This window comes from Mesorhizobium sp. M0659, assembly GCF_040320605.1.
In the GTDB taxonomy this organism is placed as follows: Bacteria; Pseudomonadota; Alphaproteobacteria; order Rhizobiales; family Rhizobiaceae; genus Mesorhizobium.
This window is the reverse complement of sequence record NZ_JAMYPY010000005.1, coordinates 1-26,193: the sequence shown is the minus strand read 5'-3', so window position 1 is coordinate 26,193 and position 26,193 is coordinate 1. Positions and strand designations below refer to the sequence as shown.

At 62.9% G+C, this 26,193-nt stretch carries 25 protein-coding genes and 2 pseudogenes; 18 read left to right on the top strand and 9 right to left on the bottom strand.

The genetic code is table 11. The features are described 5' to 3' along the window. Positions 1 to 121: 121 nt before the first annotated feature. Complete coding sequence (locus tag NKI31_RS09870) at positions 122 to 1,417, top strand: glucoamylase family protein (protein ID WP_023724933.1); 1,296 nt, start codon at positions 122 to 124, stop codon at positions 1,415 to 1,417. A 165-nt stretch (positions 1,418 to 1,582) separates the two neighbouring features. Here NKI31_RS09870 and NKI31_RS09865 read toward each other — a convergent pair. Continuing rightward, positions 1,583 to 2,187, bottom strand: a pseudogene (locus tag NKI31_RS09865) (NADPH-dependent FMN reductase). An 89-nt stretch (positions 2,188 to 2,276) separates the two neighbouring features. Between NKI31_RS09865 and NKI31_RS09860 the strand changes: the two are divergent. Continuing rightward, the gene (locus tag NKI31_RS09860; RefSeq protein ID WP_023671993.1) at positions 2,277 to 2,645 is read left to right on the top strand and encodes a winged helix-turn-helix transcriptional regulator; all 369 of its coding nucleotides are present in this window, start codon (positions 2,277 to 2,279) and stop codon (positions 2,643 to 2,645) included. Positions 2,646 to 3,146: 501 nt separating this feature from the next. Here the strand turns inward: NKI31_RS09860 and NKI31_RS09855 are convergent. After that, positions 3,147 to 3,542 (bottom strand): acyl-CoA thioesterase, encoded by a 396-nt coding sequence (locus NKI31_RS09855; protein WP_023671995.1) that lies wholly within the window; start codon positions 3,540 to 3,542, stop codon positions 3,147 to 3,149. 223 nt (positions 3,543 to 3,765) lie between these two features. Between NKI31_RS09855 and NKI31_RS09850 the strand changes: the two genes are divergently transcribed. Genes NKI31_RS09850 through NKI31_RS09840 form a run of 3 tightly spaced genes read left to right on the top strand, consistent with a single transcriptional unit; the run spans position 3,766 to position 7,507 of the window. After that, positions 3,766 to 5,382 (top strand): GMC family oxidoreductase, encoded by a 1,617-nt coding sequence (locus NKI31_RS09850; protein ID WP_352651420.1) that lies wholly within the window; start codon positions 3,766 to 3,768, stop codon positions 5,380 to 5,382. After that, on the top strand, positions 5,379 to 6,593 hold the full coding sequence (locus NKI31_RS09845) for a mandelate racemase/muconate lactonizing enzyme family protein (RefSeq protein WP_352651419.1): 1,215 nt from the start codon (positions 5,379 to 5,381) through the stop codon (positions 6,591 to 6,593). Before NKI31_RS09850 ends, NKI31_RS09845 begins: the two co-directional genes overlap by 4 nt. Further along, positions 6,590 to 7,507, top strand: a complete 918-nt coding sequence (locus NKI31_RS09840) for an NAD(P)-dependent oxidoreductase (RefSeq protein WP_023728216.1) — start codon at positions 6,590 to 6,592, stop codon at positions 7,505 to 7,507. The genes NKI31_RS09845 and NKI31_RS09840 overlap by 4 nt, the downstream gene beginning before the upstream one ends. Before the next feature lie 92 nt (positions 7,508 to 7,599). Here NKI31_RS09840 and NKI31_RS09835 read toward each other — a convergent pair whose 3' ends face one another. Then, entirely contained in the window at positions 7,600 to 8,538 is a 939-nt protein-coding gene (locus tag NKI31_RS09835) for a diacylglycerol/lipid kinase family protein (RefSeq protein ID WP_352651418.1), read from the bottom strand. A gap of 659 nt (positions 8,539 to 9,197) precedes the next feature. Here NKI31_RS09835 and NKI31_RS09830 point away from each other — a divergent pair. After that, positions 9,198 to 9,434 (top strand): hypothetical protein, encoded by a 237-nt coding sequence (locus NKI31_RS09830; protein WP_023733333.1) that lies wholly within the window; start codon positions 9,198 to 9,200, stop codon positions 9,432 to 9,434. Positions 9,435 to 9,552: 118 nt separating this feature from the next. Here NKI31_RS09830 and NKI31_RS09825 read toward each other — a convergent pair whose 3' ends face one another. Continuing rightward, positions 9,553 to 10,185 carry a hypothetical protein gene (locus NKI31_RS09825; RefSeq protein WP_155923215.1) on the bottom strand — a complete coding sequence of 211 codons (633 nt, stop codon included), beginning with the start codon at positions 10,183 to 10,185 and terminating at the stop codon, positions 9,553 to 9,555. Positions 10,186 to 10,471: 286 nt separating this feature from the next. Between NKI31_RS09825 and NKI31_RS09820 the strand changes: the two genes are divergently transcribed. Both NKI31_RS09820 and NKI31_RS09815 read left to right on the top strand, forming a co-directional pair. Continuing rightward, positions 10,472 to 10,987 carry a hypothetical protein gene (locus NKI31_RS09820; protein ID WP_023728220.1) on the top strand — a complete coding sequence of 172 codons (516 nt, stop codon included), beginning with the start codon at positions 10,472 to 10,474 and terminating at the stop codon, positions 10,985 to 10,987. Between the two features lie 62 nt (positions 10,988 to 11,049). Continuing rightward, positions 11,050 to 11,582: pseudogene (locus NKI31_RS09815) on the top strand (YegJ family protein). 116 nt (positions 11,583 to 11,698) lie between these two features. Here the strand turns inward: NKI31_RS09815 and NKI31_RS09810 are convergent. Further along, positions 11,699 to 12,667 (bottom strand): hypothetical protein, encoded by a 969-nt coding sequence (locus NKI31_RS09810; protein WP_352651417.1) that lies wholly within the window; start codon positions 12,665 to 12,667, stop codon positions 11,699 to 11,701. A gap of 45 nt (positions 12,668 to 12,712) precedes the next feature. Further along, entirely contained in the window at positions 12,713 to 13,759 is a 1,047-nt protein-coding gene (locus NKI31_RS09805) for a CapA family protein (protein WP_023749775.1), read from the bottom strand. A 146-nt stretch (positions 13,760 to 13,905) separates the two neighbouring features. Here NKI31_RS09805 and NKI31_RS09800 point away from each other — a divergent pair, with 146 nt between their 5' ends. The 5 genes from NKI31_RS09800 to NKI31_RS09780 all read left to right on the top strand — a co-directional run bounded on the left by NKI31_RS09800 (position 13,906) and on the right by NKI31_RS09780 (position 21,170). Then, the gene (locus NKI31_RS09800; RefSeq protein ID WP_352513937.1) at positions 13,906 to 15,171 is read left to right on the top strand and encodes a hypothetical protein; all 1,266 of its coding nucleotides are present in this window, start codon (positions 13,906 to 13,908) and stop codon (positions 15,169 to 15,171) included. Positions 15,172 to 15,293: 122 nt separating this feature from the next. Beyond that, on the top strand, positions 15,294 to 18,458 hold the full coding sequence (uvrB, locus tag NKI31_RS09795; protein WP_352651416.1) for an excinuclease ABC subunit UvrB: 3,165 nt from the start codon (positions 15,294 to 15,296) through the stop codon (positions 18,456 to 18,458). Between the two features lie 215 nt (positions 18,459 to 18,673). Continuing rightward, positions 18,674 to 19,009 carry a hypothetical protein gene (locus NKI31_RS09790; protein ID WP_023728225.1) on the top strand — a complete coding sequence of 112 codons (336 nt, stop codon included), beginning with the start codon at positions 18,674 to 18,676 and terminating at the stop codon, positions 19,007 to 19,009. A gap of 312 nt (positions 19,010 to 19,321) precedes the next feature. Then, entirely contained in the window at positions 19,322 to 20,848 is a 1,527-nt protein-coding gene (locus tag NKI31_RS09785) for an ABC-F family ATP-binding cassette domain-containing protein (protein WP_352513938.1), read from the top strand. A gap of 148 nt (positions 20,849 to 20,996) precedes the next feature. After that, a complete protein-coding gene (locus NKI31_RS09780) occupies positions 20,997 to 21,170 on the top strand; it encodes a hypothetical protein (protein ID WP_023672009.1) in 174 nt (57 codons plus the stop codon). 49 nt (positions 21,171 to 21,219) lie between these two features. Here the strand turns inward: NKI31_RS09780 and NKI31_RS09775 are convergent, their stop codons facing one another. Then, positions 21,220 to 21,834, bottom strand: a complete 615-nt coding sequence (locus NKI31_RS09775) for a glutathione S-transferase family protein (RefSeq protein WP_023741079.1) — start codon at positions 21,832 to 21,834, stop codon at positions 21,220 to 21,222. A gap of 200 nt (positions 21,835 to 22,034) precedes the next feature. Between NKI31_RS09775 and NKI31_RS09770 the strand changes: the two genes are divergently transcribed. Both NKI31_RS09770 and NKI31_RS09765 read left to right on the top strand, forming a co-directional pair. Beyond that, positions 22,035 to 22,463, top strand: coding sequence for a VOC family protein (locus NKI31_RS09770; RefSeq protein ID WP_023691563.1), 429 nt, complete (start codon positions 22,035 to 22,037; stop codon positions 22,461 to 22,463). A gap of 71 nt (positions 22,464 to 22,534) precedes the next feature. After that, positions 22,535 to 22,888 carry a DUF1428 domain-containing protein gene (locus NKI31_RS09765; RefSeq protein ID WP_023733342.1) on the top strand — a complete coding sequence of 118 codons (354 nt, stop codon included), beginning with the start codon at positions 22,535 to 22,537 and terminating at the stop codon, positions 22,886 to 22,888. A 7-nt stretch (positions 22,889 to 22,895) separates the two neighbouring features. Here the strand turns inward: NKI31_RS09765 and NKI31_RS09760 are convergent, their stop codons facing one another. Together NKI31_RS09760 and NKI31_RS09755 are read right to left on the bottom strand one after the other, a co-directional pair. After that, positions 22,896 to 24,530 carry a tetratricopeptide repeat-containing sulfotransferase family protein gene (locus NKI31_RS09760; RefSeq protein ID WP_023691564.1) on the bottom strand — a complete coding sequence of 545 codons (1,635 nt, stop codon included), beginning with the start codon at positions 24,528 to 24,530 and terminating at the stop codon, positions 22,896 to 22,898. 203 nt (positions 24,531 to 24,733) lie between these two features. Next, positions 24,734 to 24,916 (bottom strand): hypothetical protein, encoded by a 183-nt coding sequence (locus NKI31_RS09755; protein ID WP_023741078.1) that lies wholly within the window; start codon positions 24,914 to 24,916, stop codon positions 24,734 to 24,736. Between the two features lie 323 nt (positions 24,917 to 25,239). On the opposite strand from NKI31_RS09755, the gene NKI31_RS09750 reads away from it, so the two are divergent. The 3 genes from NKI31_RS09750 to NKI31_RS09740 are packed head-to-tail and all read left to right on the top strand — an operon-like array spanning position 25,240 to position 25,947. After that, complete coding sequence (locus tag NKI31_RS09750; protein ID WP_352651415.1) at positions 25,240 to 25,509, top strand: hypothetical protein; 270 nt, start codon at positions 25,240 to 25,242, stop codon at positions 25,507 to 25,509. Then, positions 25,506 to 25,772, top strand: a complete 267-nt coding sequence (locus NKI31_RS09745) for a hypothetical protein (RefSeq protein WP_023672015.1) — start codon at positions 25,506 to 25,508, stop codon at positions 25,770 to 25,772. The genes NKI31_RS09750 and NKI31_RS09745 overlap by 4 nt, the downstream gene beginning before the upstream one ends. A gap of 37 nt (positions 25,773 to 25,809) precedes the next feature. Then, the gene (locus tag NKI31_RS09740; protein ID WP_023683725.1) at positions 25,810 to 25,947 is read left to right on the top strand and encodes a hypothetical protein; all 138 of its coding nucleotides are present in this window, start codon (positions 25,810 to 25,812) and stop codon (positions 25,945 to 25,947) included. Positions 25,948 to 26,193: the final 246 nt, after the last annotated feature.

Here is a 26,193-nt window from a genome sequence, read left to right as displayed (position 1 = left end):
CCCCTCGATTTGAATTCGGTGCGTCGGCAGCGCCTTTCGCTATCGGCCCCAGCCTGCCCTCACCCATGATTGATCCGCTGGAAGAATGGCAAAAGCAACCAAAGCCTCTATATCGATTGTCATGGATGCATCGAACGAACACGCGCTAAACGACGAGCTTCTCCAAGATATCCAGCGCCTGTCCTTCGAGTATTTTCTCAACGAGGCCAACCCTGCCAACGGCCTGGTCGCCGACCGCAACACGCAGGCGTCGCCTGCCAGCATAGCCGCCGTCGGGCTCGCTTTGTCGTCCTATCCCGTCGGTGTCGAGCGCGGTTTCATGACGCGCGATGCCGCAATCGAGCGGACGCTCGCCACGCTTCGCTTCTTCTGGAACGCCCCGCACGGGCCGGAGCCCGATGCCACCGGCTACAGGGGTTTCTACTATCATTTCCTCGACATGAAGACCGGCCGCCGCGTCTGGAATTGCGAACTGTCCACGATCGATACCGCCCTTTTGCTTGCCGGTGTTCTGGCCGCCGGCGCTTATTTCGACGAGGACGATGAGCTCGAACTGGAAATCCGCCAGCTTGCCGATGCGCTCTACCGCCGTGCCGACTGGCGCTGGGCGCAGAACGGCGGCGCCACCGTCACCCATGGCTGGCGGCCTGGAAAAGGCTTTCTCCGCTACCGCTGGGAAGGATTTGACGAGGCGCTGATCCTGTACGTCCTGGGTCTCGGTTCGCCGACCCACTCGCTAACTCCCGAGAGCTACGCGGCCTGGCTGTCCACTTACAAATGGAAGACCATCTACGGCCGCGAGATGGTCTATGCCGGCCCGCTTTTCATCCACCAGTTCTCGCATATCTGGATCGATTTTCGCGACATCCGCGATGCCTTCATGCGCGATCACGACCGGGACTATTTCGAAAACAGCCGCCAGGCGACGTATCTGCAGCGCGATTACGCAATCCGCAATCCGAGGGGGTTCGCGGGCTATGGCGAGAATTGCTGGGGCGTCACCGCCAGCGACGGCCCAGGTCCGATCGCGCGGCGAGCCGATGGACGCCGCTTCTTCGGTTATCTCGCCCGCGGCGCACCGTTTGGCCCCGATGACGGCACGCTGTCGCCATGGGCGGCAATCGCCTCCTTGCCTTTTGCGCCGGAAATCGTGCTGCCGGCGCTGCGCCATTTCCACGAGATGGACCTGCGCGACGGCAACCCTTATGGCTTCACCGCGAGCTTCAACCCGACGATCGCTGCCGACGACGGCCGCGCCTGCGGTTGGGTATCGCCGGACCATGTCGGCATCAACCAGGGGCCGATCGCCCTGATGATCGAGAACTACCGGTCCGACTTCCTGTGGCGATTGATGCGCCGCGTGCCGGCCATCACCACAGGACTGCGCCGGGCCGGGTTTTCCGGCGGTTGGCTGTGACAGGCGGCGATCCTTCGCGCGGGATCGTCAAGGCATCAGCGCGACCTTGCCGGTCCGACTCCACCATCCGGCCAAGGGAGCCGAGAGCGCCTCTTCACGTGAATGAAAAAGGGCGGCGCAAACGCCGCCCTTTGGAAAAATCATCGGTCCTTGGGAGGATAAGGCTCAGGCCGCCTGGGCTTCGCCGGCAATCGCGTCGGCCTGACGCGCTGCCTTGAGCACGCGGGCCCACCAGGCAACGTCGTTGACCAGCGCCGTGGCAGCCTGGTTCAGATGCTCGATCTCCTCGAGCTTCTTCTCGCCCTGGCGCACCGCCAGGAAATCGCTCCAGGCAATGTGAACGGCGGATTTGACCGGCGCCATCTGCAATTCGACCGCGGCAAGACGCAAATGTTCGACAGCGCGCGAGCCGCCGACGCTGCCATAGCCGACGAAACCGGCCGGCTTCTTGTTCCATTCATTGGCGGCGTAATCGATGGCGTTCTTCAGCACGGCCGTCGGGCCATGGTTGTATTCGGCGGCGGTGAAGATGAAGCCGTCGAATTCGGCGACCTTCTTCTGCCAGCGCTGGGCAACTTCGTTCTGCGACGGCGCCCAGGCGGACGAGGCGACCTCGTCGAAGAAGGGCAGCGGCCAGTCGCGCAGTCGACGGTCTCGACGTCAATGTCGGCATGGGATTTCGCGATCTTGGCGATCCACTGGGCGGGCACATCGGCGAAACGCGCGGCGCGTGTCGAACCGACGACGATGGCAATTTTGGGCTTGGACATGGGGCTCTCCATATATGCAGAAGCTGGTATCGTCTGGATACCGGCGCTATATGAGATACTGACAAATGGCAGCGCAAGGAGGCACCGTTATGTTACTGAGGCACCCGCACAACACCGAAGACTGCCGAGCCGTCTCGGAAATCCTGCAGCGCGTCGGCGACAAATGGACCGTTCTGGTTGTCGGCAAACTGGGCGCCGGACCGCTGCGTTTCAATGAGTTGCGCGCCGCTGTCGGCGGCATTTCGCAGAAGATGCTGACCACCACCTTGCGCGGTCTTGAGCGCGACGGCTTCGTCACCCGAACCGTGTTCCCGACCATCCCGCCACGCGTCGACTATGAGCTGACGGAGCTCGGCCATGAGCTGCTGGTCCCGGTCGGCGCGCTCGGCGAATGGGCACGCAGGAACACCGTTCGGGTCCAGGCGGCGCGCGAAAGATTCGATGGCGTGCACGCCTGAAAACCGTTGTCCAGCAACGGTTTACGGATTTTGCCGCCGACGACGCGTACCCGGGTTTAACTGGATCCGCCCTTGCATCGTTGGTCACGCCATCGCGACATAGCTGCAGCGTTTCGTTCGCCGGCGCATCATCATTTTTGAGGCTGACGAGGTCTTCCGCTGACGGGCCCTCAGGCCTTTGACGCAGGGTTGCTGCAACACATCGGGCCGCACGTCTCTGCTCTTGCAGACCGCTGGGCAGTCCGCTCGTTGCCGACGGTCCGGTCGTGCGTGCAGGCAACGCTTGGAAGCTCTTTCCTGATCTCGGCATAAGCGGTCGTGCCAAGCAGGCAGATCACTGCGACGAGGGCCGCCACGAGCCAGCCGTTCAGCATGTGTTGACGCATTGTCTTCCCTCCGCCGCCCGCAGAATCGGATGTGAAGGCAACCATTGGATGTCGCGCAGCGCATCGCCCGCGCGGGGGATGTTACATAAGCGCAAGCTTGGCAGAATCGACGATGTCAACTTTCGGTTGGAATCGGCTTCGGCTTGCCGTCGCTATCCAGCGCCACCATGACGAAATCGGCGTGGGTGACCTTCTCCATCAGGTCGGAGAGGTAGCGCTGCGCCCACGCCTCGACCTTGAGCGTCATGGAGGTGCGGCCGACGCGCTCGACATGGGTGTAGATGCACAGCGTGTCGCCGATCTTCATCGCTTTGGCGAAGGACATTTCCTTGACAGCCGCCGTCACCACGCGGCCCTTGGCCCGCTCGGCCGCACGGATGCCGCAGGCAAGATCCATCTGCGCCATCACCCAACCGCCAAAGATGTCGCCGGCCGCATTTGCATCGGCCGGCATGGCGAGCGTACGCAAGGTCAGATCACCGATCGGCCGTCCGTCCGCGTAATGCACCATCCGAGATTCCCCTGAAGCGATAGCCCTTGATCCCGTAGCGTCATGGACCCAAGAGGTCAACGCGACGGGCGAGGCTCCCGGCGCAATGTCGGTTCCATGGTGGCTTTTCCGACCAGGCGTCTCACGGTCGCTTTTTTCACAAGCCATGCCGGAAGCCGCAGGGGCGCGGCCAAGCCGTCGCGGATAGGCTGCGCTCAGTTTTGCGGAGCCGCCAACACCAATCATGCAGACTTATGACTTCATCATCGTCGGCTCCGGCTCGGCCGGCTCGGTTCTGGCCGACAGGCTGTCGATTTCGGGCCGCTTCTCCGTGCTGGTGCTGGAGGCCGGCGGCAGCGACCGCCGCTTTTATGTCCAGATGCCGCTCGGCTACGGCAAGACCTTCTTCGATCCGGCGGTCAACTGGAACTACAGGCCCGAGCCGGACCCCGGCCTTGCCGGCAATGTCGACCATTGGCCGCGCGGCAAGCTGCTTGGCGGCTCCAGCTCGATCAACGCCATGGTCTGGATCCGTGGCGCGCGCGAGGACTTTGACGACTGGCGCGATGCCGGAAATCCCGGCTGGGGCTATGACGATCTGTTGCCGGGCTTCAAGGCGCTCGAGGACAATGAGGCCGGCGCCGACAAATGGCGCGGCACCGGCGGGCCGCTGCATATCACCGACACGACGAACGCCGTCCATCCGCTGACCAGGCGCTATCTCGCCGCCGGCCAGCAGGCAGGGCTGCCACTCAACCCCGACTTCAACGGCGCCGCCCAGGAAGGCGTCGGCACCTACCAGATCTCGACCAGGAATGGTCGCCGCATGTCGGCCGCGCGCGCATTCCTGCGCCCGGCGATGAAGCGCAAAAACGTCCGCGTCGAGACGAATGCGCTGGCGCGCAGGATCCTGTTCGAGGGCAAGCGCGCCGTCGGCATCGAATATCTGCAGAATGGCGAGACCAAGACGGCGCGGGCCGGCCGCGAAGTCATCCTGTCCGCCGGCTCGATCAACTCGCCGCAGCTCTTGCAACTGTCCGGCGTCGGTCCCTCCGCACTGCTCAAGGGGCTTGGCATCCCGGTCGTCCACGCCAACGAAAATGTCGGCGCGCATCTGCAGGACCATGTCGGCATCAACTATACCTTCAAGGGAAACGTGCCGACGCTCAACCAAATCTTGCGGCCCTGGTGGGGCAAGCTGCTGGTTGGCATGCAGTACATCCTCACCCGCTCCGGCCCGCTGTCGCTGTCGATGAACCATGGCGGCGGCTTCTTCCGAACCGACCCGGCGTTTTCGCGCCCCAACATGCAGCTTTATTTCCAGGCTTTCTCGACCGTCATTCCGAAGAGCGGCGAGCGGCCGATCCTGACGCCAGATCCGTGGCCGGGCTTTTCCATCGGCCTCTCCAACTGCCGCCCGTCCAGCCGCGGCGAGATCATGATCCGCTCCAGCAATCCGCTGGACTATCCCAGGATCGTCGCCAACGCCTATTCCACCAACGCCGATGTCGACGAGATGCTGGCGGCGGTGAAATTCGTGCGCAAGATAGCCTCGATGCCCGCCATGGCCGAGATCATCACTGAGGAGGTTTTGCCAGGCCCATCGATCCAATCGGATGCCGACCTGATCCAGGATTTCAGGAAGCGCTCAGGCACCGTCTATCACCCGGTCTCGACCTGCCGCATGGGGCCGGACGCCGGGGCCGCCGTCGTCGACCCGCGCCTGAAAGTGCACGGGCTCGAAGGTCTGCGTGTCATCGACGCCTCGATCTTTCCCGCCAACATCACCGGCAACACCAACGCCGCCTCGGTCATGACCGGATGGAAGGGCGCCGAACTGGTTCTGGAGGACCAAAAATGAAGATCACCGACGTCAAGACCTGGGTAGTCGGCAACCCGCCGCCCGGCATCGGCGGCAAGTATTTCATCTTCGTCAAGCTGACCACCGATGGCGGCGTCGTCGGTTACGGCGAGGCCTACAACGCCACCTTCTCGGCTCACATAACAGCGAAGCTGGTCGAGGACATGGCCGAGCGTTACCTGATCGGCCACGATCCGCATGACATCGAGACCTTCTTCCGCCGCGCCTATTCCTCAGGATTTACCCAGCGCCCCGACGTTACCGGCATGGGCTGTTTCTCGGCGCTGGAAATGGCCTGCTGGGACATTGTCGGCAAGGAAGCCGACAAGCCGGTCTACAAACTGCTCGGCGGCCAGGTGCACGAGACGCTGCGCTCCTACACCTATCTCTACCCGCACACCGGCAGCGTCCATTCGGAGGACGCGCCGGACGGCAGGAACGTCTATAACGACCCTGAACTGGCGGCGGCCTGCGCGCTCGAATATGTCGAGCAGGGGTTCAACGCCGTCAAGCTTGACCCGGCCGGTCCTTACACCGCCTTCGACGGCCACCAGCCGCGCCTGATCGACATCGATGTCTCCACCCGCATGGTCAAGGCGATCCGCGAAGCCGTCGGCACCCGCGCCGATATTCTGTTCGGCACGCATGGCCAGTTCACCGCGTCGGGTGCGCTGCGGATGGCACGCGCGATCGAGCCCTACGATCCCTTGTGGTTCGAAGAGCCGGTGCCGCCCGACATGCCCGAAGTGATGGCTCAGGTGGCGCGAGGCACGTCGATCCCGATCGCCACCGGCGAGCGGCTAACGACCAAGTTCGAATTCGCCCGAATCATCGAGAACCGCGTCGCCACCATCCTGCAACCGGACCTTGGCCGTTCCGGCGGCATTCTCGAAACCAAGAAGATCGCCGCCATGGCCGAGGCATACCACATCCAGATCGCGCCGCACTGCTATTGCGGGCCGATCGTCGGCGCCGCCAACATCCAGCTGGCGGTGACGCTGCCCAATTTCCTCATCCTGGAATCGCTGAAGCAGTGGGACGGTTTCCACGCCACGCTCTTGAAGAAGAAGATCGAGTGGCAGGACGGCAATGTCATTCCGTCGAAGGAGCCCGGCCTCGGCGTCGAGCTCAACGAGGCGGTCTGCGAGGCGCATCCCTACACCGGCAAGGACCTGCATTTGCAGATGATGCAAATGCCGCTGATGCCGTGAGCGAACGTTACGCCTTCATCGGCCTTGGCCATCTCGGCGGCAACCTCGCCGCCAGCCTGTTGCGCAACGGTTTTGTCGTCATCGTCTTCGACCGCGACCCCGCCGCCGTCGAGCGCCTGGTTGCGCTCGGCGCCATCGCAGCGAACAGCCCGGCTGAAGCGGCAGCGCTAGCCGGCAACGCCATCACATGCCTGCCCTCGCCCAAGGTCAGTGAAGCGGTGCTGGCTGGTCCCGGTGGACTGCTGGAAGGATTGCCCAAGGGCGGCACATGGATCGAGATGTCGACGAATGGCCGCGACGAGATTCTGCGCCTCGCCGCCCTCGCCTCGGCCAAGGGCGTCGAAACGCTTGAGTGCCCGGTCACCGGCGGCGTGCATCTGGCCGCGGTCGGAAAGATCACCGCGCTTGTCGGCGGCGATGCTGCGCTTTACGAGCGCCATCGTCCGGCCATCGAAGCGATGTGCGCAAAGTCGTTCCTGATGGGTCCGGTCGGCTCGGCGGCGGTGATCAAGGTCATCACCAACATGCTGGCCTTCATCCATCTCGTCGCCGCCGGCGAGGCGCTGATGTTGGCCAAGCAAGGCGGCCTCGACCTCGCGCAATCCTACCACGCCATCGTCGCCTCCTCCGGCAACAGCTTCGTCCATGAGACCGAAAGCCAGCTCATCCTCAACGGCTCCTACGACATTGGCTTCACCATGGACCTGGCACTGAAGGACCTCGGCTTTGCGCTTGCGATGGGCAGGGAGTTCAGACTGCCACTCCAACTGGCGCCGCTTGTGAGTGAGATTTTCCTGATGGGCAAACAGGAATATGGCGGCGGCGCCTGGTCGACCCAGATCGTCAAACTGCTCGAGGATGCCGTCGACATGGATCTGCGCGCGCCCGGTTTCCCAGCCAAGCTGGAAAGCTAAGCCGGGTAAATATGTCCTGCGATTTCAGGCCCTTGGCCGGTTCGCCGGAATCGCCGCTCAAACCACCTGAATCAATCCCTCAACGCCTTGATTCAATATCTCAGCGTCAGCGCTCCGGGCAGGATCTCAAACGTCGCGGGTATACGCCCCGGCGACTCGCCATCTATGTCGACCAGCGCGCCGTTCTTCTCGACATCGCCGATAGGTTCGACCACCACTTTCCGGCCACGCAATATGGTGATGGCCGGATGGTTGCGGTGCCGGCCGCCATAGAGCAGCCGAATATCCCAGATCAGCTTCAGCTTGCCGGCCGCGCGCAGGATGACGATGTCGAACTGGCCGTCGGCGAGTGCGGCGTCCGGGGCGATCATCATGCCGCCGCCGAAGAACTTTCCGTTGGCGACCGCCACCAGCGCCATGCGCGCCTCGACCGGGGTGCCATCGTCGACGGTGATCCTGACGTCCTGGAAGCGGTAGCGGATGAACTCGACCACGGTGCGCCAGAAAAACAGCGCCTTGGCCGACATCCTGCCCTTGCGCTTGTCGGCATTGACCGCACGGTCCGTGGCGCCGGACAGGCCGAGGCTGGCGATATTGATGAAGTGCCGGCTGGCCAGCGCGCCATGGTCGTCGATGTAGCAGATGCGCCCGGCATCGACCTTGCGCGCCTTGGCTTCGGCGATCCGCTTCAACGCCGCATCCACCTCTTTCGGCAGGCCAAGTCCGCGCGCGAAATCGATGCCGGTGCCGCAAGGCAGCAAGCCAAGTTCGGTTGTCCGGCCGCTCTCATCGAAAGCCTGCAGCAATCCGTCGGCCACCTCGCTGGCGGTGCCGTCGCCGCCGGCCGCGATCACCAGCCCGAAGCCGCTTGCCGCGAGGTCGAGCGCCAGCCTTTCGGCGTCGCCCTCGGCCTGCGTCTCGCGCAGCTCGAATTCGCCGAAATGCTTTTTCAGCGATGCGGCGACCTCCGGCCAATGCCGTTTCAGCCGGCCGCCGCCGGCAATCGGATTGAGCACCACCCCGACTTTCAATGCGCACCCTCCCCGCACCGAGCCGATAGGCTCGATGCTTTGCCTGCATTGAAGCCCGCGCCAGCCGGCGGAGCAAGGGGCACAGCCGATCAGGCGCCAAAAAGCGGGCGGGCTGTCTAATGCAGCTGGAGTCGAAATTCCGAGCTTTGTGGCAAACGATCCCCGATAATCCCGTTATCCACAGGCTCACGCCCATTCCCCAAAACCCTTACCCGGCGTAAGTTTAACCATCTCAGGCGGCTACCGATCGCCACGCCGAAAGGCAAAGCGAAAAGGCGGATTTCCTGAGGCCCGTACGGCCCGAAGCGAGAGCAGGCTTGCTTGTTCGAGGGACGGATGCCGAGACCTACGGGGCCGCGGAAAGCGTGCGAACGCCAACGGCGGACCGATGCTGCCATGAAGGACGGCGAAAACCTTCGATGGCGCGCCGAACGAAGCTCGCAAGGGTGGAGAACGGCGTGGTCTGGAACGGGCACTGCCCTCGGGCGGTGACTGGCAGGACCGTCAAAATCAAGGCCGGCATGGCGCGACGACTTTGCGGAAGTTGCTGCCGCGACCGTGTCCTGATCTGACAGGGAGGCGCTGGGAGAAATCCCGGCGCCGACTGTCTTTTGGGCCAAGGTCCGGTCGGCGAAGCGACGCGTGAAGAAGCCGATACTTTGCTGGAACGAGATTTCGGCGCTGACGGAACCATCTTCATCACCAGGCGCGATCAGCAATTCACCGACATGATCCCGCGCCTGATCGACAGAGGCGTGTCCTTCGTCGAGATCGGTGGCAATGACGCGATCATGCTCACCGTGCTTTCGGCGGCAGACTTCGCTCCGCCCGAAGGCGCCCGGGCGCTGTTCAGCCAACCGTTCCGATCGATCCGGCCACCCGTCGCACCGGGCTGATCGTCGCCGTGCGCAAGCTGCACATCGTGCTGCCGGCGCTGTTCGAAGCAGGCGCGAGGCTGGAGCGCGTCTACAACTGAAGCCGCGCCCTGCACCGCGGCCTGCCCGGCGGGCCAAGCTACTTCTTCGGGCCGATGCCCGGGATCAAATTGAGGCCAGCGTTTATATATTCCGGCCGTATGGCGCCGCTGATGAGCGTGAAGGTGGCGAGCATGATGCTGGCCAGCGCACCGTCATGCCATGGCCTGAGGGCCAGCGCGTTGACGGCATAGGCCCAGAATGGGAAGGCGAGCATCGACATGACGATGTTGGCTCCCGGAGCCTCCGCATTGTCGGCTGAATCGCTGACCGATTTCAGATACACCGGCGTCATCGCCAGCGCGACGATCAACATGATCCATGAAATGGTCCAGACGCTGATACCGGCCATTTCAATCTTATAGATGGCTGCCTGCACCTTACCCGGAATGTCCCCCGGATTGCCTTTGGTCTCTTCCGCCACCGCATCGGTCAACGCCTTGGCAACCGGCTGCTCAGTGGCATTGACCAGGATGGAGTTGACGAAGATGAAAAATGCCACGACTTCGGCAGGCACGTACTTCGCAACCCGGTCGAGATAGCCGTCGCCGCCTTTCGATCCTTGATCTTCTTGCTTGTCATCGTCGACGCCGAGCGGAGCATCGCCTGGAATGCCCTCGAGCGTTGAATCCCTTTTCGGCACAGGCTCAGCGGACCGGACAATTCTTCCCATGACAAACCCCTCCTATATTGTTGTATCGCCCCGTGAGTATCGTAGTAGAAAACCGGGCCAAGAAACAGTTGTCGCGGCCATAGCCGACAAGATTTATTCAGGCTTCTTCCTGCAAATGCATCACGCTCCCGCCCTATCTGCTACCGGGTGTCTCGAAATCCACCTATAGTGAGCCGTACCCGAAAAACGCATCCCCCGGCTCATCGCGTGATCGCGGCCAAAATCCCGCCTTGTTCGCGCGCGATGGAAGGACTGGCTGCCGGGGGGCAATCCGAAGGACAAGACCGTGATCAAGACCGCCCTTGTCGCCATGACCATTGTCGGCTGCGACTGCGACGCCAAGCTTTGCGAATATATCGGCGAGACGCCGGCGAAGTGGGCGACTATCGCCGACTGCGAAGCGGCGATGAAAAGCCAGATGCTGCACCAGAAGAACTTCGACTATCCGCTGGTCTCCGGCATCTGCCGCAGCAAGGGGTCGGCGTCTTCTTCGCAACTGGCGGCGGCCGCATCCCGCCCGGAACTGAAGCCGGCCAGCCGGAATGTCCAAACCCCGTTGCCGCCGGAACTGAGCCATCGGCCGAGCGTTCCCGTCGGCTCCCCGACGACGGCCATGGAGGCAGCAGCGGTACGGCCCGTCGCCTACGAGCAAGTGGTCGATGGCGGAACAGGCGTGCTCTACCGCACCAGGAACGGCTACGCCGTGGTCAAGACAGATCTCAGCCGCGTCGCGTCGGCAACGGTCGGCATTGCCAAGCGGTCCGCGAACTGGCTGGCAGGGCTGGTGCCGAGCGGGTTGTGAGCGGCCTGCCGTTCGGACCATACCACGCTGTCGCACTGCCGTTGAAAACTCCAGATAGATGCATGATGGTGTCAGGCATCGACACGCAGGAGCGCCATTTCATGAAGCATGCAGTTCGAACCGTGCTGTCCCTGGTGCTGGCCTTGGCGCCGATTCCGGCCGGTGCGCAGGATTCCGGCCAGGGCGGCGACAAGGTTGTAGGCGTCGCCAGGGACGATCCGGACATGGCGGCGGCCATTGCGCAGGCGCGCGCCAGCCTCGATGAATTCCTGTCCTTGTCGGATGCGCCGCCAGCCGGGACAACCAGCTACAAATTGAAAGTCGAGGTCAGGGACGGAGACGCCTCGGAGCATTTCTGGATCATCCCCTTCCACAAGACCGCGACCGGCTTTGCAGGAACATTGGCCAATGAGCCGCAAGCGGTGCACAATGTCGTGGCCGGCCAGGAACTCGAATTCAACCGGACGATATTTCCGACTGGGGCTACACCAAAAACGGTCGCCAGGTCGGCAGCTTCACCGTCTGCGTGATGTTCAAGACGATGGCGCAAGAAGACGTCGAATATTATCGCCAGAACTACGGCTTCGCCTGCTGACGCGCGGCAGCCTGGCTAATGCATGCGCCCAAACAGGACCGCCGTTTTGGGGCAACGATATGCATGAAAACAAGACCTGAAGCGCGTCGCATGAATTCGTTTCGACGCGCGGCGCTTTAGGCCTCGCCATCCGTCGCGCCGATCTTGCGCACCAGCGCCGCCGTCGCCAAGATCGCGCCCATATCGGCGATCATCGGCGCGATGTGCTTGGTGTAATCGAGCGGCACGGAAATGGCGGGCAGTTCGAAGAAATTCTTCGGCTGCGGCAAGAGCAGGAAGCCATCGCTGCCATTAAGTGCCACCCGCGCCGGATCATCGCGCCATGTCTCGTGCAGCCATTTCAGCGCCTGCGCCAACCGGCCGCTCACCAGCGGCTGCGCGGCGGCGACATTGTCGGTGCGAAATTCGTAGTCGCCGTCGAGCAGCGGATCGCCGCTGGACAGTTCCTGCATCTTGCCGGCGAAGATGCCGCGGAAGAAACCGACCACCGCGTTGCTGCGGCGCGTCGCAACCAATATGCCGGGGAACGGCGCGATCGTCTCGAACGCAACGATGACGCCCTTGAAGACCGTCGACGAGCCTTTGCCCGAACCTTGGCGCAACTCCGCCTCGTAGAGCTCGAACGGAAAATCCTCGTAGCGGCCTGACACGATGTCGTCGAAGCTCTGCCGGTTGAAGGCGCCGACCACGGCGCGCGGCAGCCGGTCGAAGGAATTCGGCGTCACGCTGTGCTGATAGCGCACATCCCTGATGAAGCCGAAGATGATCGGCAGCAGCGTGTCACGGAACGATTGCTGCAGCCTCGTCGCCGGCCTGATCGCCAGGAAGTACAGCAGCAGCGCCGCGAAGAAACCGCCGGCATAGAGGAACACATGCGGCGTCGAGAACCATTGCTCGTTCAAGTCAGCGACCTTGTTGAACAGCCAGGCCACCAGCACGACCAAAACCAGCAGCAGCCCCAGAAACACCGGCACCCGCCAGCGCACCTGGCGGTAGGCCGAAGCCCGTCCAGCCTCATAGATCTCGATATTCTTCCTGATGCCGGCGACCACCGCTTCATCAGGCATGAACTCAGCTGCTTCCATCGCCCCCTCGCAAGTCCGTTTATGCCTATAATAGCGGGAAAGTCGTCAGTCGCCAAAGATCGCCTTCAGCCTGGCTTCGACCTTGCCCTTCATCCGGCCAGTCAGCGCCTCGACCGGAACCAACCGCTCATGCCCGCCTGAGCGCAGCCGCATGAAGGGATGCATCCGGTAGCCGGCGATCGCGCCGCGCTTGCCGAGATCGGCGCTGACATCGACGACGAAAATGCCGCCGATGCGGCCGGGCCAGGGCTGTCGCGCCAGCGCCGTGCCGAGGAAGTCGCCAAGCCCGTAAGCCACGAGCGTCTTGCCGACCCATTGCACCGGCTGCACGACATGGGCGTGGTGCCCGGCAATCAGCCCCACGCCGTGACCGGCCAGCAACCTCGCCAGCGTTTGCGTTTGCGGCTGCGGAAAATGCCGGAACTCCCAGTCCCAGTGCGGCACCGCACAGGTGAGATCGATGTTCTTGTCGGCCGCGCCTCTCGGCCATGCCGCCGGATCGCCTTGCATCGAGACAAGCTCGGTGAATGGCCCGGCGTCACCATTGCGCCACAGTGTGAAGGCGGCAAAGCCGATCGTCAGCGGCCCGGCCTTGACCTGCTCGACCGGTCCTTTTTTCGCGGTGCCGATGGTGCGGATTCCAAGCCGCTTCAACGCCGCAACGGTCTCGTCGAAACCGGCGACGCCCTGGTCGAGCACGTGGTTGTTGGCCAGCGACAGCACGAGCTTTTCACGCGCGATGCCTACGGCGGCAAGCGCCGCGGCAAGAAACCGCTCGCTCATCGCATGGTGCGTGCCAAGCCGCGTGCCAAACGCCACGCTCGGCCGCTCGACGACCGGACTTTCGCAATTGCCGATCACCAGATCGGCTGAGCCCAAGAGCTTTGCGATTTCCGAATCGCACTCCGGCGCACTACGGTTGGCCACCGCCGAAATATCGCCGACAAAGGCCAGCCGCACCTTCCGCCCCGGCGGCGGATCGATGATCGTCGTCGTCGCCCTCGGTGCAAAATCCCTGACATCGCCGCCGAGAGATGGTTTCAGGAAGCGCGGCAGCCATGACAGTTTGTAGGAAAGCGGATAGTTCGACACGCGACGCCCAATCGTTTGCCCAATCGGTTAGCTTGTGTAGACGGTCTGCCCGGGAAGTGTCGACCGTCAGTCCTTGAACACTGCCGCCGGCAGACACGGCGCCAAATGCGTGTAATGTCTGCGCAATGGCATAGTGGAGGAATGAGATGACACGTTTTGCAGGCCTGCTGGCGTCCGCCTTCCTCCTGTTGCTGCCTTTATCTTCGGCCCACGCCGCCGCGCCCGAAGCAGCGACCGCGCTGTTCGAGGCCAAAACGGTGGCTGAGCGCAACCGTGCGCTCACAACGCTTGAGTCTGCAGCGAAAGGCGATCCGGCGTCAGCCTTCGCCGCCGGCGCCGGCGAATTCTTCACCGCCCTGGAAATCCTGGCCGGCGGCCTGCACCGCCACGGGTTCGAAAGCCCGCAATCCTTCATGCTGCCGCTGATGCGGCTGCCGGTTCCGGACAATCCCAATCCCGAACCGCTGACCTATGAGCAGTTCCGCGCCATCCTGGTCGCCTTTCGCGACCGGTTGGAACGGTCGGCGGCGACACTGGGTTCGGTGCCCGCGGGAGCCGCTATCGGCATGGTCGTCGACCTCACCCATGCCGGCATCGATCTCAACGAGGACGGCAGTATCACGCCGGATGAAAGCATCGCGGCGGTCATGGCCGCGCTGTCGCGCGGCGGTATCTCGTCGGACGGCGCCGCTCCCTCGCTCACATTCCGCTTCGATCGGGCCGACGGTTTCTGGCTGCAGGGCTATGCCGAATTCCTGATGGCGCAGGCCGATTTCTGGCTGGCGCATGATTTCAGGACCATGTTCGACGGCTCGTTCCACATGCTGTTTCCGCGCGCCAAACTGCCGCTGCAGGACATTCTCGTGCCTCCCGCCGGGGACATGGGCAGCAGCATCTTCTCATCGGAATGGCGCATCGCGGATTTCATCTCCATGGTTCACCTCGTCAACTGGCCGGTGGTCGAGCCCGAGCGACGTCAAGCGGCGCGCCGCCATCTGCTCGAAATGATCCGGCTGTCGCGCCAGGACTGGAAGGCGATCCGCGCCGAGACCGACAATGACCGCGAATGGTTGCCGGGACCGCAGCAGAAGGGCGAGAACCCGCTCACCGGGCTCGAAGTCGGCGAGGAGCAGGTCGAGGCCTGGCTCGCCACTCTGACCATGGCCGAAGACCTTTTGGAAGGCCGCAAGCTGCTGCCGCATTTCCGCATCACGGCCAGCACCGGCCAGGGCATCAACATGAAGCGTTTCTTCGAAGAACCGAAGCCTTTCGACCTCGTGCTGTCGATTACCGGCCCGGCCATCGCGCCCTACCTCGAGAGCGGTGAGATCGTGACCAGCGGCGAGTTCGACCAGATCCAGCGTCAGTTCGGTGGCGGTGGGTTTTTGACCTTCGCGCTGTGGTTCAATTGAGCAGGTGGCCCGGCTTTGCGTGACACAGCTCCTGACACCCTTGTGTCAGGAGCTTCGACCCGCTTAGTGTCCCTTGCCACTGCACTCTTTCCATTTTGGCGGACTCTGCCCATATTTGGGGCATGGCCAAACTTCCCGAGAAAAAGACACCGTCTCCGGCGGGTGACAACAGCGCTTCGCCGCCCAAGCGGCGCAGCCCGCTGACCGATTTCCTCGATGCCTCGGAGCCCCTGCACAAGGGCGGCTTCGCCGAAGCGCCGCAAGCCGATTTCACCGGCACGCCGCTGAGCGGCTCGATTGCCGACTGGGCAGAGCAGATAGAGCAGGAGGCCGAGAAGGAAGGGCGTCTCACCGGTAAGGGCGATGGTAGACCGCCAAAGTCCGCGAAAAAGATCCCGGAGCGGTCCGCTGCGCCCGGCCGCAGTTCGCGCGGCACCTCGATGGGCGGCGCGGCCACGGCCCGCGAACGCACCGCAGCCGGCCTCAATCCGGTCGCCGGCCTCGACATCTCGCTGGAAGACGCCGAGACCATGGCCTCGGGCAGCGTCACCGCCACGGTCGCGGCGCTGTCGGCGCTGATCGAATCCGGCAACCCCTTGCACAAGGACGGCGTGCTGTGGACGCCGCACCGCCCTGCCCGCCCGGAAAAATCCGAAGGCGGCATCGCCATCAAGATGGTGTCGGATTTCGAGCCGGCCGGCGACCAGCCGACCGCCATCAAGGATCTTGTCGAGGGCGTCGACAACAATGATCGCACTCAGGTGCTGCTCGGCGTCACCGGCTCCGGCAAAACCTTCACCATGGCCAAGGTGATCGAGCAGACGCAGCGCCCTGCTTTGATCCTGGCGCCCAACAAAACGCTGGCCGCGCAGCTCTATTCCGAGTTCAAGAAATTCTTCCCAGACAATGCGGTGGAGTATTTCGTCTCCTATTACGACTACTACCAACCGGAAGCCTACGTTCCGCGCACCGACACTTTCATCGAGAAGGAATCCTCGATCAACGAGCAGATCGACCGCATGCGCCATTCGGCGACGCGTTCGCTGCTCGAGCGCGACGACGTCATCATCGTCGCCTCGGTGTCCTGCATCTACGGTATCGGCTCGGTCGAGACCTACACGGCGATGACCTTCCAGATGCAGATCGGCGATCGGCTCGACCAGCGGGCGCTGCTCGCCGACCTCGTCGCCCAGCAGTACAAGCGCCAGGACATCAATTTCGTGCGCGGCTCGTTCCGCGTGCGCGGCGACACGATCGAAATCTTCCCGGCCCACCTTGAGGACCGCGCCTGGCGCATCTCGATGTTCGGCGACGAGATCGAGGCGATCACCGAATTCGATCCGCTCACCGGCCAGAAGACCGGCGAGCTGAAGAGCGTCAAGATCTACGCCAACTCGCACTATGTGACGCCGCGTCCAACGCTCAACCAGGCGATCAAGTCGATCAAGGAGGAGCTCAAGCACCGGCTGGTCGAGCTCGAGCGCGCCGGCCGCCTGCTGGAGGCACAGCGGCTCGAACAGCGCTGCCGCTTCGATCTTGAGATGCTGGAAGCCACCGGCTCCTGCGCCGGCATCGAGAACTATTCGCGCTATCTCACGGGACGCCAGCCGGGCGATCCGCCGCCGACTTTGTTCGAATATATCCCCGACAATGCGCTGGTCTTCATCGACGAAAGCCACGTCACCGTGCCGCAGATCGGCGGCATGTATCGTGGCGACTTTCGGCGCAAGGCGACACTGGCGGAGTATGGTTTTCGCCTGCCCTCCTGCATGGACAATCGCCCGTTGCGCTTCGAGGAATGGGACGCCATGCGTCCGCTCTCCGTCGCGGTTTCTGCGACACCCGGCGCCTGGGAGATGGAACAGGCCGGCGGCGTGTTCGCCGAGCAGGTCATCCGCCCGACCGGCCTGATCGATCCGCCGGTCGAAGTCCGCCCGGCGAAAAGCCAGGTCGACGATGTCGTCGGCGAAATCCGCGACACCACGGCCGCCGGCTACCGCACGCTGGTCACCGTTTTGACCAAGCGCATGGCCGAAGACCTGACCGAATATTTGCATGAGCAAGGCGTGCGCGTTCGCTACATGCACTCCGACATCGACACGCTGGAGCGCATCGAGATTCTGCGCGATCTCCGCCTCGGCGCTTTCGACGTGCTGGTCGGCATCAACCTGCTGCGCGAAGGCCTCGACATTCCCGAATGCGGTTTCGTCGCCATCCTCGACGCCGACAAGGAGGGTTTCCTGCGCTCCGAGACGTCGCTGATCCAGACCATCGGTCGCGCCGCCCGCAACGTCGACGGCAAGGTCATCCTCTATGCCGACCAGGTCACCGGCTCGATGGAGCGGGCGATGGCCGAGACCAACCGCCGCCGCGAAAAGCAGATGGAATGGAACGCGGCCAACGGCATCACCCCGGAATCGGTGAAGTCGCGCATCTCCGACATTCTGGATTCGGTCTACGAGAAGGACCATGTCCGCGCCGACATCTCGCAGTTCACCGACGGCGCCGGTGCGATGATGGGCAACAATCTCAAGGCTCATCTCGACGCCATGGAAAAGCAGATGCGCGACGCCGCCGCCAATCTCGACTTCGAGAAGGCCGCCCGCATCCGTGACGAGATCAAGCGGCTGCGCGAGATGGAACTGTCGATCTCGGAAGACCCTCTGGCCAAATACGCTGACATGGAGAGCCCGGTATCGGGCCGCGAGAAGGGCAAGCACAACAAGGGCGTGGCCAAGCACCGTACGGCTGAGGAACAGGAGCGTTTCCGCAAGTTCGACGACGCACGCGCGGCTGAAGAGGCGGCCAGGGCTGCCCGGTCCAACCTCTTCCGCAAGCCGGCGCTCGACGAAATGGGTGCCGACGGCGCCGTGCCGGTGAAGAAGCCGTTATTTGCCAAGCCGTCGATCGACGATATGGGGCCTGGCACCGACATGCCGACACCGTCAGGGGCGGTGTCGCGCTCGCTGTTCAAGAAACAGTCGGCGCAGGAAGCGCACGGCTCCGACTTCGGCATCCCGGGCGACGCCACCAAGCCGCTGTTCAAGAAGAACTCACTGGACGAGATGACGGTTCGGCGGACCGAAAAGCCGATCGAAGGAAAAGTGCCGGCCAAGCCGCAGCCAATCTCCCCCCAGGTGGGGGAGATGTCCGGTGGGACAGGCGCGAAGGATCGCGACGCCAAGCCAATCATTCGCCAGCGTGCTGGCATCGGCTCCTACGAGGACCCAGGCGATGCGCGTCGTGATAAGCGGCGGCCGGGGAAGACGGGACGGCCAGGAAAGTAAGCGCCCTTCCCCTTCTCCCCTTGTGGGAGAAGGTGGATCGGCGAGCAGCGCCGAGACGGTTGAGGGGTGTTCCAGCGGAGTGAGACGTTGGTGTTTTCTGGAACACCCCTCGTCCGACCGAGCTTCGCTCGGCCACCTTCTCCCACAAGGGGAGAAGGTAAGAACCGACCCGCTGCACCGTTGCGAATTTTCGACGCCGGCCACTAGAATGCGTGATGATCGTCACGCGCAGACTTCAGGAAGACGAGTTCAAGGCTTGCTTCGCCGAGCCCATGACGAACGTCACCGCCAAGGCAGAGGCTGCCGTGGACATATGGCCGTATGTCGAGGCGCTGGATCTCGATGAGATCGGCCTGCCCTATTTGAACGACGTCCACTATGTCTACCGGGATGCCCAAAACCGGTTCGATCAAGTTCTGATTGGCACCGGCAGGTTCAACGCCCTGCTTGTGATCGTTGTTGATCTTCACAGGAGCGCAGTGTTCGGACATTTCCTGCTGGATCCAAACAGGGAATACGGAGTGAGCGGAGGCCATCTGAGGCCCGTGTGACAGTAGCGGCCGATTGCCAACCGACCCGCCCACTTGCCACCACCCCCGCCTTTGGTGTAATCGCTCCGCACACTCAACGTCTTGTCTTGAAAGGAGGGCTCACGTGTTTACGTTTCATCGTCACCATCGTCAGCGTGGCCCGATTTCTGCCCTGCGAGTTCGCTTGCAGGGCTGACCGGGGACATCACGGGTTTTTTCCCGCTCGATTTTTTTGGTCTGCCCTTCGTGGTGCGCAAAGCTGAGCCTGATGGCCGGCAAGCACACCGTCAAAGTGGATCCGGAGTTCTCTCCGGCAAGACCAGAGAAATCAAAATGGCCCTGATCAGCCTCAAATCCCTCGGCGTCACCATGAGTGCGCCGCTGTTTTCCAGCCTCGACCTCACCATCGGCGCCGGCGACCGGCTCGGCATCGTCGCCGCCAATGGCCGTGGCAAGTCGACCTTGCTTAAATGCCTGACCGGCGCGCTGGAGCCGACCTCGGGCGACATTTCTCGCACGCGCGGCCTGCGTGTCGGCCATGTCGAGCAGTCGGTTCCACCTGCCCTTCTTAGCCGCACCTTCCATCAGGTGGTGGCCGATGCCTTGCCGGCCGAGCAGGCCGACAGCGAGATGTGGCGCGTCGATGTGGTGCTGGATTCGCTCGACGTGCCCGAGCCGATGCGCGAACGGCCGATGCAGGCGCTGAGCGGCGGATGGCAGCGGCTGGCGCTGATCGCCCGCGTCTGGGTCACCGATCCGGATGTGCTTTTGCTCGACGAGCCGACCAACCATCTCGACCTCGCCAAGATCAGCCAGCTGGAAAGCTGGCTGAACGCCCTGCCGCGCGAGGTGCCGGTGGTCATCGCCAGTCACGACCGCGCCTTTCTCGACGCTGTCACCAACCGCACGCTGTTCTTGCGCCCGGAGGACTCGCCGGTGTTTGCACTGCCCTATTCCAGGGCGAGGCAAGCGCTCGACGACCTGGACGCTTCGACGGCGCGCCGGTTCGAGCGCGACATGAAGGTGGCGCAGCAACTGCGCAAGCAGGCCGCCAAGCTCAACAACATCGGCATCAATTCCGGCAGCGACCTTTTGACGGTGAAGACCAAGCAACTCAGGGAACGGGCGGAGAAGCTGGAAGACGCCGCGGTATCGGCGCATCGCGAGAAATCAGCCGGCGCGATCCGGCTGGCCAACCGCGGCACCCATGCCAAGGTGCTGATTACGCTGGACGACGCCGCGGTGGAAACGCCGGACGGCACGCTGCTGTTCAAGACCGGCAAGCGCCACATCTGCCAGGGCGACCGCATCGTGCTGCTCGGCCGCAACGGCGTCGGCAAGTCGCGTTTCGTCGATCTGATCCGCAACGCCATCGCCGAGCCGGACACGGTGCCGAACGTCAAAGTGACGCCGTCGACGGTGCTCGGTTACAGCGACCAGGCGCTGGCCGGCATCAGTGGCGACGAGACCCCGCTGGCCCTGGTCTCGCACCGCTACGATGTCGGCGAGCAACGCGCCCGCTCGCTGCTTGCCGGCGCTGGCGTGGTCATTGAGATGCAGGAGAAAAAGATCGGTGTGCTGTCCGGCGGCCAGAAGGCGCGGCTGATGATGCTGGCGCTCAGGCTCACCCACCCCAACTTCTACCTGCTGGACGAGCCGACCAACCATCTCGACATCGACGGCCAGGAAGCGCTGGAGGAGGAACTGCTCAAGCACCAGGCGAGCTGTGTGCTCGCCTCGCATGACCGCTCCTTCATCCGCGCCGTCGGCAACCGCTTCTGGCTGGTCGACAAGCGGAAGCTGACCGAAGTCGAAGACCCCGAGGATTTCTTCCGCTCGGTGGCTGAAACGGCGGGCTGAGGAACTACCACCATGGGCCGCACCGTGTTGCGGTCCATGCTTTCGCATCTCCCGCAAATATTTTCAGCGTTCTGTCGGATCGGCTGAACCTGCTGCGTCCTTGGGATGCCGACACGATGATGCCGGCTTCATCTGAGGAGAACGCATCATGTCCATTTTGTCATCCATAGGCCGCGTCGCCGCCCGATACGCACAGAACCGCGCCCGCTATCGCAGCGAGCGCGAGCTTCTGGCCCTGCCGATCGAACTGCGCAAGGATATCGGCTGGCCGGAAATCCTCATCGACGCGCAAAACGGCCCGCGGATCTGCAGGGCGCCCTGACCATGCGGTCGGGAAAGATCGATGCAGGCCGCCGCGGGGCGACCGTTGCTCAGTCATGCGTATCGCCAGACAGCGGCGTCGCCTGCATCGATCGACGCTTTTCGAACGCCTCGAACCAGCGCGTCAGCCGCGCCCGCGCGCGAAAGGACGGCAGCTGGCGGAACGCCATCCAGGACAGCGTGGTGGCAAGCGCTATATGGCCGACATGGAGCGATGTCTCGGCGTCCAGCGCGCTTTCGATCCAGTCATAGCTGGCCTCGATTTTTTCCCGGTAGCCTTCGGCAAGCGCTGCATAGCGCAACTGTTCGGGCCGCCTTTCCGTCTCCCAGCGCAGGCCTATGCCCGTCTGCGCCAGGCCTTGGGCGACCGCCTGCAGCCGCAACGCCTGCCAGCGCGCTTCGCCGTCCTGCGGCAGCAATTTGCGGCCGTCATGCAGCGTATCCAGATAGGCGCAGATGACATCGGAATCGAAGAGCGGCGGCGCATCCGGCCGCAGCAGCACCGGCACCTTGCCGAGCGGGTTTTCGGCGTAGACACGGGCATTGCGCAAGGTCGGGCTGGTCTCGTGATGAATGACCTCGAACCGGTCGGCAAGCCCGACCTCATGGGCGAAGACGAGCGCTTTGCGAGCAAAGGGCGAATGGGTCTGGTAATAGAGGATCATTGTCGTCTCAGCGGGGTTAAAGGAGCAGTCCCCTTTCTAGCCTGCTGACAGCGAGCATTGCGCTCTGATTGGGCGCCGCCGACGCAAGTTCGTTTCGCCAGAAAATCGCATCAGACATGTAGGATCGCGGCCGGCTCGTTCGTCCTAGGGTTCGCAAGGCCAAACCAAATGCCCAGACCAAACCCAAAGAGGAACAAGACATGACCGACCAGACCCCCATTCAGCCGGCCGCGAAAGTTCTCGGTGGATTGACCCCCTATCTGCAGCTGGACGGCGCCTTCAAGGCCGCCGAATTCTACAAGAAGGCTTTCGGCGCCGAACAGGTGTTCTTCTATCCGCCCGATGAGCAGGGCCGCACGATGCACATCCATCTCCACATCAACGGCTCGACGCTGATGATTTCCGATTTCTACCCCGAAAACGGCATGCCTGCCGTCAAGCCGCAGGGCTATACCATGCAGCTCCATCTCGGCGCCGACGAGATCGATGGCTGGTGGAAGCGCGCGGTCGGTGCCGGCTGCGAAGTCGCAGTGCCGCTGCAGCTGATGTTCTGGGGCGACCAGTGGGGCAACATGCGCGACCCCTTCGGGGTCGAATGGGCGATGAACGCGCCGGCGAAGAAAGACTGACCACCGCTGACAAAGCTCCTCACCGGCTGACGCCGGTAAGGAGCTTTGTGAGATACTCCAAGGAGAACCTCATGTCCTATGTCGATGGTTTCGTGCTCGCCGTGCCGAAGGCAAATATCGATGACTACAAGAAGCTGGCCAACCTCGCAGGCCCGATATGGAAGGAACACGGAGCGCTCGCCTACGTCGAATGTACCGCCGACGACGTGCCCTATGGCGAGTTGACCTCGTTTCCGCGTGCCGTTCAGGCAAAAGACGACGAGATCGTCGTCTTCGCCTGGGCCGTCTATTCGTCCAGGCAAAGCCGCGACGCGGTAATGGCCAAGGTTATGGCCGATCCGCGTTTGACGCCCGATTCGGGGCCCATGCCCTTCGATATGAAGCGCATGATCTTCGGCGGCTTCCAGCCCTTCATCGAGCTTTAGCCGCTGCTCAGGCCAGCTTGTCCAGCAGCGGCTTCAACCTGTCGCCATAGCGCTTCCAGAGATCGACCGAGCCCTGATACATCGGCTGGCGCACCTGCGCGGCCGAGGCCGTGCGCACCGGGCGGTCGGTCTCGTGGAACGACAGCGCCTTGTCGTCCCAGGACAGGCCGAGATGCCCGATCAGCGCCCGCGTCTGTCCCTCCTGGTCGGCCACGAAATCCTCGTAACGCACGTCATGGACGACGCCCGGCAAAACATCGTGCCAATGCGCCATGATGTCGGTGTAGATGTTGTGGAAATCGGCGAGCTCGCCCAGATCATAGCCGTAGCGGTGGTTGTCGCCGCGGAAATGCACCTTGTAGATCGAAAGGCAGGTCGCCGCCGCATCGCGCGCGCAATGGATGATCTTGGCTTTCGGCAGCATCATATGGATGAAGCCGATGAGCAGGAAGTTGCCGGGCATCTTGTCGGTGACATGCCTGAAGTTGGGATAGCGCTCATGCAGCATGTCGAGATAGGCTTGGCCCGCCTCCGCAAACTCCGCGTCGGATACATCGACCAGTCCCCAGGGGAAACCTCCCGGCATGGTCAGCGGAAATTGCTTGCCGACCGCGGTTTTCAACATGCTGAGCTCGCCCGCGCCATAGACTTGTGGATGGCTGGCGATGATCTGTTCGACCAGCGTGGTGCCGGAGCGCGGCATGCCGACGACGAAAATCGGCGTGTCGTCGGAGATTGCACTTGGCTTGTGCTTTTCGAAAAAGCCGGCGTTGAACACCGTCTTCATCGCCTCGAATTCGGCCCGCGTCCTGACCGGATCATAATCGATGCCCTTGCGGCGGATCGCATTGCCTTCAGCGAAATAGTCGAAGGCCCTGTTGTAGTCCTTCAAATCGTCATTGGCCTTGCCGAGACCGAAGGACAGCTGCATGCGCGCCAGGCTGTCGGCCGGCGCCTTGGCATGCTGGGCCTCCATGCCGGCGAGTTCGGCGTCGCGCTCCTTCTGGCGCTTGACCTGCGTCAGCATCAGCCAGGCTTTTGCCATGCCTGGCGTGATCGCCAGCGCCTGCCGGAACAGGTCGGCCGCCTCATCGAGCTTGCCTTTTTCCATCAGCCCGACGCCGAGCCCGTGCAACAGGTCGGCATCCCTGGGCCGGATCGTCAGCGCCTCGCGAAAGGTCGCCAGCGCCTCGTCCAGACGACCGGCTTCCTGCAACGTTTCGGCAAGCCCGATGCGGGCGCGGACATGGAAGGGATTGCGCCCGATTGTGCCGCGATAGATGTCCTCCGCAGCCTCGAACTGGCCGAGCTGTTTCAACGCCGAACCCAGATTGTCGCGTGCCGCGAGCTGGTCGGGCTTGAGATCTACCGCGCCGCGGAAGAAATCGGCGGCCGCTGCGATGCGGCCGAGATCGCGCATCACCGTGCCGAGATTGTTGAGGAAATCGGGATTCTTCGGCTGCAGACGCACAGACTGCTCGATCAGCTCCAGCCCTTCGGGGTTGCGCCCGGTCTGGTGCAGCAACAGGCCCAGGAAATGCGCCGCTGCCGGGTGATTGGCCTTGCGCGCCAGCACCTGCCGGTACAGCGTCTCGGCCTCCTGCCGGCGCCCGGCCTGATGCAGCTGCAGCGCCTGCTGCACATATTGGTCGAGGCCCAGCGGCGGCTGTCCGCCAGCTCCAGCACCCGCCGCTCTTCTCTGATCTCTGTTGATGGGAAACCTGCCGTGTTTTGTCCGCTTGCCGCGATCTAGGCCATCGGCGCTGCAGGTTCAAGGGAAGAGTGGGCTCGCCAAGGGCGCGGACCTCTTCGAAACTCTAGAGGAATTCCAGGAAAATGTAGCGTTCAAATCAGCCGGTTGCTCTCGGCGAGCCGGCGCTCCCGCCGTTGCGTGCCGTCGGTGTCGGCAATCTTGCGCCGTGCCGCTTCGTCGCTTCTTGTCGTCAGGCGCACTGATATTGCCTTGGGGAAGAGGACGATTGGCTCGATTGTTGCGGTCGGACGATCCGGCGTTTTCATGAATCTCATATATTTTTGCCTTTCGTAAAAAATAATCTTAGGGGCACAGGAATAATTATTCCGATGCTCTCTAAATAAGAAATTGGCTGATATTGTTCCACAATAGCAGATTTATTAGGGGTTTATACGAGAAATTTTTTATACCGGTCGAGCCGCGGCGGAAATCAGCTTGAATAACCAACAATTTCGGATTATTGATCTGAGATCGTTTTTTGGGTCAAGCTTGGCATATAGCGGCGTCGGAGATACTCGACCCGCCAAACTCATTCCAATCGCCGATGGTTGAGTTCCCGGTTGATGCCGGAAAGCATCGACGAACCAGAGCCAAGCCAATGCCGGATCGCACCACCCGTTCCATCGCCCATTTCGCGGCACCCTTCGTGCTTAGCGGGCTGGAAGGGCAACTGCCGGCCGGCGACTATGACATCGATCACGACGAAGAGCTGATCGAGGGCATGTCGCGGCTTGCCTGGCGTCGCGTCGCCATCTTCATCCATTTGCCGGCAAGGGCGGTGGAGAACCCGGCCACCAGCCAGCTTGTCGCCATCGACTACCTCGAACTCGAAACAGCGCTGAGGCGCGACCAGGAGAACGCAGCATGATCCGCTTCCAGCAGAATGCGCGTCCGCGCACCGACACGCCCTCGCACCTCTTCGCCATCGGCCAGACCGTGCGCATGAAGAGCCGCAGCGGGCTCGCCCAGAAGACCGCCGAGCTGTTTCAGATCAAGAGCAGATTGCCGGTCAAGGATGGCTCGCCGCAATATCGCATCCGCAGCGAGGAGGAGACCTATGAGCGGGTCACCACGGAAGACAACCTCGAAGTAGCGGACGCCCCGGCTGTCCCCGACAGCCAGGCAGTCTGACACCGCACCCACCCAGCACGTACGAAGGAGCAGACAGATGGCCAAGGGTCAGCAGCGCAGCAATCGCGAAACGCGCAAGCCCAAGAAAGACAAGGTGGTGGCCAAGGCCGCCTCCCCGTTCGGTTCCTCGGTCAAGCAGGCAGAGAGCAGCCTGAAGCCGAAGTCGAAGGGCTGACCAGGCAGGGCGCGCCTGGCGCACCTGCCGGCAATGGACTGACGATCTCGGACTGACGATCTCGCCCAAAACTCTGCAACGGAGGCTTGCTTGACGTTCTTCGTCGAGCCGCTCGCGCGACGTCGACGAAGCCACGCTCGACAAGGTATCGCTGCCGGCAATGGACTGACGATCTCGGACTGACGATCTCGCCCAAAACTCTGCAACGGAGGCTTGCTTGACGTTCTTCGTCGAGCCGCTCGCGCG

Bases quoted from the DNA above. Each gene is read 5' to 3' on its own strand.
- NKI31_RS09870 (WP_023724933.1), top strand. From the start codon at position 122: ATGGATGCATCGAACGAACACGCGCTAAACGACGAGCTTCTCCAAGAT.
- NKI31_RS09860 (WP_023671993.1), top strand. From the start codon at position 2,277: ATGTTACTGAGGCACCCGCACAACACCGAAGACTGCCGAGCCGTCTCG.
- NKI31_RS09855 (WP_023671995.1), bottom strand. From the start codon at position 3,542: ATGGTGCATTACGCGGACGGACGGCCGATCGGTGATCTGACCTTGCGT.
- NKI31_RS09850 (WP_352651420.1), top strand. From the start codon at position 3,766: ATGCAGACTTATGACTTCATCATCGTCGGCTCCGGCTCGGCCGGCTCG.
- NKI31_RS09845 (WP_352651419.1), top strand. From the start codon at position 5,379: ATGAAGATCACCGACGTCAAGACCTGGGTAGTCGGCAACCCGCCGCCC.
- NKI31_RS09825 (WP_155923215.1), bottom strand. From the start codon at position 10,185: ATGGGAAGAATTGTCCGGTCCGCTGAGCCTGTGCCGAAAAGGGATTCA.
- NKI31_RS09810 (WP_352651417.1), bottom strand. From the start codon at position 12,667: ATGGAAGCAGCTGAGTTCATGCCTGATGAAGCGGTGGTCGCCGGCATC.
- NKI31_RS09800 (WP_352513937.1), top strand. From the start codon at position 13,906: ATGACACGTTTTGCAGGCCTGCTGGCGTCCGCCTTCCTCCTGTTGCTG.
- uvrB (WP_352651416.1), top strand. From the start codon at position 15,294: ATGGCCAAACTTCCCGAGAAAAAGACACCGTCTCCGGCGGGTGACAAC.
- NKI31_RS09790 (WP_023728225.1), top strand. From the start codon at position 18,674: ATGATCGTCACGCGCAGACTTCAGGAAGACGAGTTCAAGGCTTGCTTC.
- NKI31_RS09785 (WP_352513938.1), top strand. From the start codon at position 19,322: ATGGCCCTGATCAGCCTCAAATCCCTCGGCGTCACCATGAGTGCGCCG.
- NKI31_RS09780 (WP_023672009.1), top strand. From the start codon at position 20,997: ATGTCCATTTTGTCATCCATAGGCCGCGTCGCCGCCCGATACGCACAG.
- NKI31_RS09775 (WP_023741079.1), bottom strand. From the start codon at position 21,834: ATGATCCTCTATTACCAGACCCATTCGCCCTTTGCTCGCAAAGCGCTC.
- NKI31_RS09770 (WP_023691563.1), top strand. From the start codon at position 22,035: ATGACCGACCAGACCCCCATTCAGCCGGCCGCGAAAGTTCTCGGTGGA.
- NKI31_RS09765 (WP_023733342.1), top strand. From the start codon at position 22,535: ATGTCCTATGTCGATGGTTTCGTGCTCGCCGTGCCGAAGGCAAATATC.
- NKI31_RS09755 (WP_023741078.1), bottom strand. From the start codon at position 24,916: ATGAGATTCATGAAAACGCCGGATCGTCCGACCGCAACAATCGAGCCA.
- NKI31_RS09750 (WP_352651415.1), top strand. From the start codon at position 25,240: ATGCCGGATCGCACCACCCGTTCCATCGCCCATTTCGCGGCACCCTTC.
- NKI31_RS09745 (WP_023672015.1), top strand. From the start codon at position 25,506: ATGATCCGCTTCCAGCAGAATGCGCGTCCGCGCACCGACACGCCCTCG.
- NKI31_RS09740 (WP_023683725.1), top strand. From the start codon at position 25,810: ATGGCCAAGGGTCAGCAGCGCAGCAATCGCGAAACGCGCAAGCCCAAG.